Below are 11,805 nucleotides of genomic sequence, written 5' to 3' on the forward strand. Positions count from 1 at the left end.
TTTTATAATATTTCTTAAATTCATTTGTTTTGAATTTTTTTTACTCTATCTAATCAACATTATTTCTTTTTATTATTTTTTTAGAAATTTTTATTTGTTTTTCGAATTTCGTTTTTTATTAATATACCAAAATATTTATACATATAAAAGATAAAAAAAATAATTATTTAATATATGATATTAAAATTATTATTTAAGATTAATATTTTGTAATAGTAAAAAGTGGTTTTTTCTATTATGGTGTTTTTTAAAATGATAGAAAGTTAATTTTATTTATTAACAGTTTTAAAGATTGATAATTTTACTATTTCATTTTTTGATTATAATATAAAACTATATTAATTATTTAATGTGGGGTTTATACGTGAAATTTATAGATGACGCAATTAAAGAATCCGAACAAAGGACGGAAAATAAATCTTCTAATAATCATGTTAATTCAGATTTAGATGAGGAATTAATCGATATAATTAACAACAGTAAGGCTAATATCTTTGTGGTTGGTGCTGGTGGTGCTGGAAACAATACCATTTCTAGATTAGAGGAAGTAGGTATTGAAGGTGCAGAAACAATTACAGTAAATACTGATGCACAAGATTTATTCTATAGTCAAGCTGATAGTAAAATCCTTTTAGGTAGAAAAACCTGTGGAGGATTAGGTGCAGGTGGAATGCCTGAAGTTGGAGAAGAATGTGCTGAAGAAAGTGAAGATGAAATTAGGGAAAGACTTAATGGTGCAGATATGGTATTTGTAACCTGTGGTCTTGGTGGAGGAACCGGTACTGGTTCAGCTCCTATTATTGCAAAAATTGCTAAAAAATTAGGTGCTTTAACTGTTTCAGTTGTCACATTACCGTTTTCAGCTGAAGGTGTTCAAAGAAGAGAAAATGCTGAAAAAGGACTAGAAAAACTTCAAGCAGCATCTGATACTGTTATTGTCATTCCTAATGATAAGCTCTTAGAAGTTGCTCCAAACCTTCCTTTAAACAAAGCTTTCATGGTATCTGATGAAATTTTAGGAAGAGCTGTAAAGGGTATTACAGAACTTATTACTAAACAAGGTTTAGTAAGTCTTGACTTTGCAGATATTAGAAGTATTATGAAAGGCTCCGGAATGGCTATGATTGGTATGGGAGAATCCGATTCTGGAGATAGAGCTTTAGAGTCAGTACATGAAGCTTTAAGCAGTCCATTATTAGATATTGATATCTCTGATGCTAAAGGTGCTTTAATTAACATTTCTGGTAGTGCTGATTTAACATTACAAGAAGCAGAAAAAATTGTACAAATTGTTGCAGATAAGTTAGCTCCAGAAGCAAATATTATTTGGGGTACTCAAATCGATGAAAGCCTACAGAATATGGTAAGAACCACTATTATTGTTTCAGGAATTAAACCTTATGAATTTGGTTCTAAAGAAGATGAAACAATAACTCCAGAACATTCTGATGATTCCGAAGAAGAAGATGATGATCCATTAAGTAGCTACATTGATGAGATATTCTAATCATCATTTTTAATTCTTTTTTTTAAAATATTAATTCAACTTTTAATATTTTCTAAAATAAATAAATTTTAATTAGGTTCATTTTTTTTTATTTTGATTTTAAATTTTTTAAAAAAAACCAAATATTTATATGTTAATATTTACAAAATTTTTAATACTGATTATTGATTAATTATTTTTCAATGTTTTAATATTCTGTAGGGATATTTATGACAGTTCAAGATTCATTACAAAATTTTAATAAAGAAGCTAAAAGAGTTCTTAGAGTAGCTAGAAAACCGGATGGTGAAGAATATATTAATTTCGCCAAAGTAACTGGTATTGGTATTATTTTAATCGGTTTAATCGGTTTTATTATTGTTTTAATAGGACAACTTATTGGTATTTAAATACCTAAATTTTATTTTTCAATAAAAAACTTTATCTTAACTCTTTTTTATAAAAACTTTTTCAGATTTCAATCCTTATTTATATAGTGTTTGAAACATTTAAATACTACTTAGTAAATATATAATATTATTATATTAATCTACTTTTATAATGATTTTTAATTTTTTTTGATAGTATTCTTATTTACTATGTCTATGAATTATACAAGTTAGATTTTTTATAATAACCTTAATTAATCTATAATTATATAATAAATTTAATTATATAGGTGGATTACATGGAAGATAATGAAAATTCCATTTATGCTCTTAAAACATCAGCAGGTCAAGAAAGAAATGTGGCAAGAATTTTAGCTACTAGATCTCGAGATACTCGAGGTACAGAAACCTTTATCGGTATAGAAACTATTATTGTCCCAGAGTCTTTAAAAGGTTATATTTTAGTTGAGGCTTCAACTAAGATTGATATGAGGAATCCTGCAATGAAAATACCTCATTTAAGAGGTATTGTAGAAGGTAGTTCACAGATTACTTTTGAAGAGGTAAAAAGATTCCTTAAACCAGAACCAATCATTTCCTCTATTAAAGAAGGAAGTGTTGTTGAGCTTATTTCTGGTCCATTTAAAGGTGAAAGGGCTAAGGTAGTACGTATTGATAAATCTCGCGAGGAAGTAGTTTTAGAATTAGTCGAAGCTGCAGTTCCAATTCCTGTTACTGTTGAAGCAGATCAAATTAGAATTATTCAAAAGGAGGTTGACTGATGCCAACAGACACAGTAGAGGTCCTTGTTGAAGGTGGAAGTGCTACCCCAGGACCACCTTTAGGTCCAGCAATTGGTCCTTTAGGTATTAATATGATGCAAGTTGTTGAAGAAATCAATAATAAAACTGCAGATTTCAAAGGTATGAAAGTTCCTGTTAAAGTAATTGTTGACAGCGATACTAAAGAATTTGAAATTGAGATTGGTACTCCTCCAACAACAGCACTTATTATGGATGAACTCAATATTGAGAAAGGATCTCATGAACCTGGTACTGAAGTTGCTGCAGATTTATCTGTCGAACAAGCTTTTAAAATTGCTAGGATGAAATATGATTCATTACTTGCTAACGATTATAAAGCTGCAACTAAAGAGGTTATGGGAACTGCTGTAAGTATGGGAATTACCGTTGATGGTAAAGATCCTAGAGATGCTCAAAAAGCACTTGATGCTGGAGAGTATGATAGTGTCTTTGACGGATACTAGATTTTAGTTTACTTATAATCTTTATTGAGAAAAAATTTATCAGTGTATATGATATTATAATGAGCATTTATGGAATGTAAGTTATGGTGGATATACTGTTATTTTGAAATGTTTAAAAACATTTTATGTAGCTTTATTCATTGAATAAAGATACATTATTTGAGTACTTAATTGTACTAGTATAATTAATTTTATACGAAATATGCGACTAGTATTACTTAGAATTTAAGTTAATACAGTTAGATGTAGTCGGTATTATTAATATTATTATTTATTATGATTATTTTTATTATCGATTGCTCGTAACCAAAAAAAGCTCATGAACAATGTTCATGGAGGATTTATATGACACAAGAAATGATTGATGCGGTGAAGAAGGCTAAAGAACAATCCAAGCCGAGGAACTTCACTGAGTCTATTGATATGATTATTAATATCAAAGACTTAGATGTCAAAAAGCCAGAAAATAGGTTTGAAGAAGAACTTATTCTCCCTAATGGTCGTGGAAAAGACATTAATATCGGTGTTATTGCTGATGGAGATTTAATTGTTCAAGCTAAAGATGCTGGTGTAGATCTTGTTATCGATAAACCTAGATTAGAAGAACTTGGAAAAGACAGGAAAGAAGCTAAAAAGTTAGCAGACAATGTTGACTTTTTCATAGCTCAAGCTGATATGATGCCACTTGTTGGTAGATTTTTAGGTCCAGTTCTTGGTCCTCGTAAAAAAATGCCAAAACCTGTCCCAGCAAATGCTAAGTTAGCTCCACTTTTAGAAAGATTACAAAATACTATTAAAGTGGGAGTTAAACAACATCCTTCTATTCAAATTATAATCGGTACACAAGACATGGCTGACGAGCAAATAGCTGAAAATATGGAAGCTGTTCTTGCAATCTTAGACCGCCACTTAGAGAAAGGAAGAAAACAAATTAAATCCATGTTTATTAAAACAACAATGGGTTCAGTAGTGAGGGTGATCTAATGGCTCACGTTGCTGAATGGAAGAAAGATGAAGTTAAAGAAATTAAAGATTTAATTGATTCTTATGATGTTATTGGAGTAGTAGATTTATTAAACATTCCTGCTAAACAACTTCAAGAAATGAGAAAAAGTTTATCAAATCATGCTCTCATTAGATTATCTAAGAAAAATCTTATTAATTTAGCTTTAGAAGATTGCAATAAAAATAAGGAAAATATTGTAGGTCTTTCTGAACATATGACCGGACAACCTGCATTAATTTTTACCGATATGAACCCTTTTAGATTATACAAAATCTTAGAGGATAATAAAACAGATGCTCCTGCTAAACCTGGTAGTACAGCTGCTAAAGATATTGTTGTACCTAAAGGAGATACTGGTTTTGAACCTGGTCCATTTTTAGGGGAATTACAACAAATTGGAGCAAATGCTAGAATTGATAAAGGTAAAATTGTAGTTGACAAAGATGCGGTTGTTGTTGAAGAAGGAGATACTGTTTCACCTCAAGTTGCTAGTGTTTTAACCAGATTAGGTATTAAACCTATGGAAGTTGGTATTGATTTACACGCAGTTTATGAGGAAGGATCTGTATATCCTGCAGATGTACTTGCAATTGACGAAGAGGAAACCATTGCTAAGGTACAAGATGCATATATGAAAGCATTCAATTTATCTGTCTTCGCTGGTATACCTACTAAAGAAACTATTGCAACTATGATTCAATCTGCTCACAGCAAATCCATTAACCTTGCTGTTGAAGCAGGAATTCTTAACTCCGAAACTTCTGATATAATTATAGGATTAGCAAATGGTAAAATGTTAGCTTTAGCTGGTAAATTATCTGATGATGCATTAGATGATGAATTAGCTGAAAAGTTAGCTAATGCTGCAAGTGCTGCTCCTGTAGCTGCAGCTCCTGCTGAAGAGGCTGAAGAAGAAGAGGAAGAGGAAGAAACTGAGGAAGAAGCTGAAGAAGAAGCAGCAGCAGGTTTAGGTGCTCTCTTCGGATAATATTATTATTTAAATTTTTTATTGTTTTAAAATAAACCTAAAAAAAGATTATTTAAGAAAGAATAATGGTGATAACATGGAATATATATATGCGGCAATGATTTTGCATACTACTGATAAAGAAATTAATGAAGAAAACGTAACTAAAATACTCGAAGCAGCTGGCGTAGATGTCGATGAAGCTAGAGTAAAAGCTTTAATCGCAGCATTAGAAGATGTTGATATCGATGAAGCTATCGAAACTTCCGCTATTGCAGCAGCTCCTGTAGCTGCAGCTCCTGCAGCAGCTCCTGCTGAAGAAGAGGAAGAAGAGGAAGAAGAAAGTGAAGAAGAAGCTGAAGAAGAAGCAGCTGCTGGTTTAGGTGCTTTATTCGGTTAAGTAAGTTATCTTACTTTACTTTTATTTTTTCAAAAAGGGAAATTAGTTTATTTTAACTAATTTCTTATCTTTTTATTGTAATGCTATTTTTTCATTGTTTATTTGTTAATTTCTGATTTTTAAGCTTATTTGTTCATTTTAGACTGATTTTTTTTAGAATTTATCAATTATACTGTTTTTTCCCTGTAATATTTTAAATATTTCTTATTCTATTGATTTGAAAATTAATTGTTAAAAATCAAACATTAAATATTAAAAAAGAGAAATATACACATATTATAAAACTTTACTTTTTATAATTATTAATTTATAAAAGATTTTTTTTAATAATAGATTTTTTTCAGTTGATATAATGGAAATATTTGACAAATTAGGTTATAAAAAATATACATGTAAAAAATGTGGTCATGATTTCTATTCTAAAGTTGAAAGGGATACATGTGGAGATGCTCCATGTGATGAATATGATTTTATTGGAAACCCTGCAACTGATAAACCATATGATTTATATGAAATCCAAAAAACTTTTAAAGAATTTTTAGAAAAGGAAGGTCATACACCTATACCTCGTTATCCAATTTTAGCTAAAAGATGGAGAGATGATGTATTTTTAGTTGGAGCTTCTATTTTCTGCTTCCAACCATGGATTACCTCAGGTATTGTAGAACCTCCTGCTAATCCTTTAGAAATAGCTCAACCTTCTATTAGATTAAATGATGTAGATAATGTTGGAAGAACCGGTAGACATATGACCTGTTTTACAATGGGTTCACATACTGTAATTAATAAACCAGATCATTTCATATATTGGGAAGATAGATGTATTGAGTTATGTCACAACTTCTTTGCAAGTATTGGAATTAATACAGATGAACTTACTTTCATTCCATCCTGGTGGGAAGGTGGAGGTAATGAAGGACCTTGTTATGAAGTCATGTGCAGAGGTGTAGAACTTGCTACACTTGTTTTCATGCAATATAAAACCTTAGCTAATGGTGAAAGAGAAGAGATTCCTATCAAGGTAGTGGATACCGGTTATGGTCTTGAACGTATTGCCTGGATTTCACAAGGAACTCCAACTGCATATGATGCATGTTTCGGACCTGTCATTGAAAAACTTAAAGAGATCACTGGTGTTGAACTTAATGAAGAAATATTAGGTGAAAGTGCTAGAATAGCAGGTTTAATGGATATTGAAGACTATGCTGATTTAAGAATGCTTAGACAGAAAGTTGCAGATAAATTAGGAATTAGTATAGAGGAACTTCTCAAATCATCAGAGCCTATGGAGGCAATTTATATTATTGCAGACCATACACGTTGTTTGGCATTTATGCTTGCTGACGGTATCATTCCTTCAAATGTTAAGGAAGGTTATCTTGCAAGACTTATCTTAAGAAGAACAATCAGATATATGAATCAATTGGGCATGAGGGAATCTTTATCCGATGTGATGAAAATACAACTTGACTTCCTAAAAGATTTCTATCCTGAAATCAGTAAATCCCAGGAACATATTATGAATATTATAGATCTTGAGGAAGAAAGATATGGTGTAACCATTGAAAAAGGTAAAAAAACAGTTAAAAGAACTATTAAAAACCTTAAAAAACAGGGAAAAACTGAAATGCCTTTGGAAACCTTGATCGGTCTTTATGATGCTCAGGGTATGCCTCCTGAGACTGTTAAAGAACTTGCAGGAGACAATTTTAAAGTGGAAATTCCGGATAATTTCTTTACTATTGTAGCAGATAGACATGAAAAGGAAGAAGTAAAAGTTAAAGATGATTATGAATTTAATTATCATGAAACCGACCTATTGTTCTATAAGGAATTTACTCAAAGGGAGTTTGAAGCTGAGGTTTTAGGCGTTGAGGAAATTAAGGATAAACTTAATGTGGTTTTAAATCAAACTGTCTTCTATCCAGAAGGTGGAGGTCAACCAGCTGATGTTGGTATTTTAACCTGTGACGGTAAGGATTATGAAGTGGATTATGTCCAGAAAATCAATAATGTTGTTTTCCATCAGATTAAAACTACTGGGGATGATGATTTAGACTCACTTAAAAGCGAACTTAAGTCTTTAGTTGGTAAATCCGTTAAAGGCGAAATTGACTGGAATAGAAGAATTTCCCTTGCAAGACATCATACAGCAACCCACCTTGTTGTGGCTGCAGCAAGGAAAGTTTTAGGCGATCATATTTGGCAGGCAGGTGCACAAAAAGGTGTTAAAAGATCCCGTATAGATTTATCACATTATAAACGTATATCTCAGGAAGAACTTGATGAGATTGAGAAACTTGCAAATTCCTATGTTATGGATAATATACTCCTTGAGATTAAATGGCTTACAAGGGATGAGGCTGATAAGAAATATGGCCTTAAATTATATCAGGGTGGTGTAGTACCAGGTAACAATATTCGTGTTGTGAAAGTTCCTGGTGTGGATGTACAAGCTTGTGCAGGTACTCATGTACCTAAAACAGGTGATGTTGGTATGATTAAAATCCATAAAACTGAAAGGGTTCAGGATGGAGTCGAAAGGTTAGAATACTCCGCAGGTCTTGCAGCCGTTGATTCTATTCAGGAAGAAAACGAGATTGTAAGGGAAAGCTCAAACACATTTAAAGTAACTCCAGAACAACTTCCAAAAACCTGTGAAAGATTCTTTACAGAGTGGAAACAGTATAAAAATGAAATCTCAAGACTTAAAGCAGAAATTGCTTCTTTAAAAATTAGTACTTTAGTAAATAATGTTGAGGAAGTAAATGGTCTTAAGGTTCTAAAAGAAATTGTTGATGGGGATATTAAAGATCTTCAAAACATTGCAACAGATTTCACAGACAATGATAAGGCAGATGTTGTAATAATTGGAAACAATGACGGAAAAATAGTCGGTGCTGCATCTGGTAAGGCTATTGATGATGGTGTTAAAATCAATGCCATTATTAAGGAAGCTGCAAGTTTACTTGGTGGTGGAGGTGGAGGTCGTCCAACTCTAGCACAAGGTGCAGGTCCAAATGCAGATAAAATGGAGGATGCTTTAGATAAGGCATATTCATTAATCCAATAGGTTTTAACCTGTTTTTTCTTTTTTTATTTTTTTAAGTAAGTTTACTTGCCTATTTCTCTTTTTCTATTTTATAATTCCTTAGAAATGTTGATAGGGTTATAAATAGGTAAATTCAGGATTACTTAAATTTCTTTTTTTTATTTTATGATCCTTTAAAAATATTAAAATAAGTTTATAAAAAAGTTAATTTGAGATTAAATGATTATTTGTCTCTTAATTTTGAAATATCTATGTCTAATGATTTGTAAAAGTCAACCAAAGATTTAAATTTAACACAATACTCTATGGTATCATCACTATCAAAGTCGGGATTCTCTTTTTTAATATTTTCAAATTCCTCAATTCTTCCTTTAAGACTTGGATGTAATTCCATTAGAATATCAATGACTCTATGTCTGTCTTCAATTTCGAGACTATCAAAACTATTTAAGTTATTGCCTAATTCCGTTAAATATTTTCTCTCATCTTCAGGTAATTCTTCGAATTTACTTGAAATCTTGTTAATGTAGGGACTCTCATTAACTATTTTTCTTAGTTTTCTATAGTAATATTTCTCATTGATTTTATTTAGCACAGGTTTAAATATAATTAAAATATATAAATACCGGCTTGGTTGAGGATACCAAAAGGATACAACAAGTGAAATTACAATAATGATTGGGTAATAAAATGTTTCAAATCCACTGGTTCTAATGCTAATATCATTATTAAATAGTTTTTTGGCATTTTTTATATAACTTGAATCTAAGCTTATTTTAAGATGTAATCTTTTGGAAACGATGTAAAGCCATTGAAGTACAAGTATTAAACCCATATATAAATTGGTTAAATGATAGTATTGTACAAATATTGGAAACTCCTCACCAAAATTAGTAACTAATGTGATAATTATCGGATATAAACTTACACCCAGTAATAATGCTAATGTAATTATCATTAGTGTTTTATCGGTTTTTTCGATTAAAGATAAAATCTCCCTTTGTGTAATCCAGTTGTTTCCAAGTACGATAAAACATACAATAAATAAGAATATCTGTGATTTTAATTGTTCAAGATATATTGGAAGTCCTGCAGCAGTTAATTGTCCCATATCCGGTACAACAATAGAAAATGTTAGAATAGTCATTGCTACAGCAAATATTCCATCTACAATTGATTCTAATGTATCACTGGAAATATATTCCATATCTTCATCTTGTAAATTCTTATCGCTCATAGATTTACTTATTTTTTTAATATTATTTAAATTTTGATTAATTAAGCATATTCTTATTAATTAAGAGAACTAATAAATAATATTGATATATAACAATAGTTTATTTTTTATATATTAAATATATTATATCTAAAAATAATATTATAATTATTATAAAGATAAAATAATGATTGTTTTAAAAAAGAGAGTGATAGTCGTTTTTGGATTTATCTTTTAATTTAAAGATTAATATTTATTTTATTATTATAAGAAGTATTATTCAATTAAAATTGTTATAGTTAATTTATTGGGAGAGAAAAGATGGATTATGATTTAATACTCATAAGATATGGGGAATTAGCTCTTAAAAGTACTAAAATCAGATTAAGATTTGAGAGAAAATTAGTTAAAAATATATCAGCATCAATAGATGGAAATATCAAAAGGGATCAGGGAAGGATATTTCTAGAACCTGAGAACTTTGAAGATGCACTGGAAAAATTAGATAAGATATTTGGTATCGTGTCTTATTCTCCGGTAGTAAGAACTAAAACCACTAAGGAGGATGTAACTAAAACATTAAAGGAATATACCAAGCACTTGATTAGTGAGGGATTATTGAAGGAGGGTATGACCTTTGCAATAAGATGTAGGCGTGTTGGAAATCATGATTTCACATCTCAGGAAGCCGGGGCATTCTGTGGATCCGTTGTAATTGATACCATACCTCTTAAGGTAAACCTATCTGACCCTGACTTTGAAATCTTCGTTGAAATTAGGGATAATGATACCTATATCTATCATGAAAAGATTGACGGACCTGGAGGTCTTCCGCTCGGAACTCAGGGAAAGGTTGTAGTTTTAATGTCCAGTGGTATCGATTCTCCCGTTGCTGCTTATTTGATGATGAAGAGAGGTTGTGCTGTAACAGCTCTCAATTTTGATAATAGTCCATACACAACATCCGATGCAAGAAATAATTTTAATGATTTGGTGGATCAATTGCAAACATATGCCTCTGGTGTTCCAATTCAAAAAAGAGTAGCACCATATGGGGAATATCTTAAGACATGTAAAAATAAAGGTCCTGAGAAGATGACCTGTGTTTTATGTAAATCTGGTATGTATAAAACAGCTGAAAAACTTGCAAAAGAAATCGGTGCTTTGGCTATTGTTGACGGAAGTAGTGTTGGTCAGGTAGCTTCCCAAACACTTCAAAATATTTTATCCTCCCGTTATGGTGTAGACATGCCTATTCTTAGTCCATTGATTGGTATGGATAAATTAGAAACAACACGTATTGCTGATAAGATAGGTACTTTTGAAATATCCAAAAGAGATGACGGCGGTTGTAAAGCTGTACCTAAATATCCTGAAACACAAGCTGATTTAAATAGGGTAATTAAGGCTCAAGAGGATATCTCTCAGGAAGAGGAACTGGAGAAAGTTTTTAAAAACATTGAAAAATAGGATTAAATAATCCTTTTTTCATTTTTTTGATTAACTTATTTATTTTCTTACTTTTTTTTAAAATTCTATTTATTTTCTTACTTTTTTTTTAAAATTCTATTTATTTTCTTATTTTTGTTCAGGTGGTTTATTTTCTTATTTTATTTAGGAATTATTTCTATTTTCTTATTTTTATTCAAATGGTTTATTTTATCATATCATTTAAAAATCCAATCTATTTTGTAATTTTGAAATATTTTCAGATTTATTTACTTTTTTAGATGTCTGGTTTAATTTTTCTTATTTTTATTATTTATTATGCTCTTTTTCTACAATTAATCTATACTTGTGTTTTTAATTGTATAAACATAATATTTATAATACTTAAACAACTATATATTATATGTTTATATTGGGGCAATAAAACCTTTTTAATTTAATAATTTTTTAAAATGATTAAATTACTGTTTTTTATACTTTTTCAATTGAACTTTTTTATATATTGCCTATTTATTGCAATCTTATTCATTGATTTTACTTTATTGCTCTAATTGTTAAAATGGCGGTGGTATG

The 11,805-nt window shown here is 30.3% G+C and carries 10 protein-coding genes; 9 read left to right on the forward strand and 1 reads right to left on the reverse strand.

The features are described 5' to 3' along the window. Positions 1-364 precede the first annotated feature (364 nt). From ftsZ to alaS, 8 genes are all read left to right on the forward strand, one after another. Positions 365-1,507 carry a cell division protein FtsZ gene (gene ftsZ, locus ABM4_RS01245; RefSeq protein ID WP_052312808.1) on the forward strand — a complete coding sequence of 381 codons (1,143 nt, stop codon included), beginning with the start codon at positions 365-367 and terminating at the stop codon, positions 1,505-1,507. Positions 1,508-1,716: 209 nt separating this feature from the next. Further along, positions 1,717-1,896: a protein translocase SEC61 complex subunit gamma gene (locus ABM4_RS01250; protein ID WP_016357871.1), complete on the forward strand. Its 180-nt coding sequence runs from the start codon at positions 1,717-1,719 to the stop codon at positions 1,894-1,896. Between the two features lie 278 nt (positions 1,897-2,174). Further along, positions 2,175-2,657, forward strand: coding sequence for a transcription elongation factor Spt5 (locus ABM4_RS01255; protein WP_016357872.1), 483 nt, complete (start codon positions 2,175-2,177; stop codon positions 2,655-2,657). Beyond that, a complete protein-coding gene (locus ABM4_RS01260) occupies positions 2,657-3,142 on the forward strand; it encodes a 50S ribosomal protein L11 (RefSeq protein ID WP_016357873.1) in 486 nt (161 codons plus the stop codon). The genes ABM4_RS01255 and ABM4_RS01260 overlap by 1 nt, the downstream gene beginning before the upstream one ends. 345 nt (positions 3,143-3,487) lie before the next feature. After that, positions 3,488-4,126 (forward strand): 50S ribosomal protein L1, encoded by a 639-nt coding sequence (locus ABM4_RS01265; protein WP_016357874.1) that lies wholly within the window; start codon positions 3,488-3,490, stop codon positions 4,124-4,126. Further along, positions 4,126-5,136 (forward strand): 50S ribosomal protein L10, encoded by a 1,011-nt coding sequence (locus tag ABM4_RS01270; protein ID WP_016357875.1) that lies wholly within the window; start codon positions 4,126-4,128, stop codon positions 5,134-5,136. The genes ABM4_RS01265 and ABM4_RS01270 overlap by 1 nt, the downstream gene beginning before the upstream one ends. A gap of 76 nt (positions 5,137-5,212) precedes the next feature. Continuing rightward, positions 5,213-5,515: a 50S ribosomal protein P1 gene (gene rpl12p / locus ABM4_RS01275; protein ID WP_016357876.1), complete on the forward strand. Its 303-nt coding sequence runs from the start codon at positions 5,213-5,215 to the stop codon at positions 5,513-5,515. A gap of 352 nt (positions 5,516-5,867) precedes the next feature. Then, positions 5,868-8,588, forward strand: coding sequence for an alanine--tRNA ligase (gene alaS / locus ABM4_RS01280; RefSeq protein ID WP_016357877.1), 2,721 nt, complete (start codon positions 5,868-5,870; stop codon positions 8,586-8,588). Between the two features lie 202 nt (positions 8,589-8,790). Here the strand turns inward: alaS and ABM4_RS01285 are convergent, their stop codons facing one another. Continuing rightward, complete coding sequence (locus ABM4_RS01285) at positions 8,791-9,804, reverse strand: TMEM175 family protein (RefSeq protein WP_016357878.1); 1,014 nt, start codon at positions 9,802-9,804, stop codon at positions 8,791-8,793. 300 nt (positions 9,805-10,104) lie between these two features. Between ABM4_RS01285 and thiI the strand changes: the two genes are divergently transcribed. Beyond that, positions 10,105-11,253: a tRNA uracil 4-sulfurtransferase ThiI gene (gene thiI / locus ABM4_RS01290; protein WP_016357879.1), complete on the forward strand. Its 1,149-nt coding sequence runs from the start codon at positions 10,105-10,107 to the stop codon at positions 11,251-11,253. Positions 11,254-11,805: the final 552 nt, after the last annotated feature.

It is taken from the genome of Methanobrevibacter sp. AbM4, from assembly GCF_000404165.1.
Classification (GTDB): Archaea; Methanobacteriota; Methanobacteria; order Methanobacteriales; family Methanobacteriaceae; genus Methanarmilla; species Methanarmilla boviskoreani.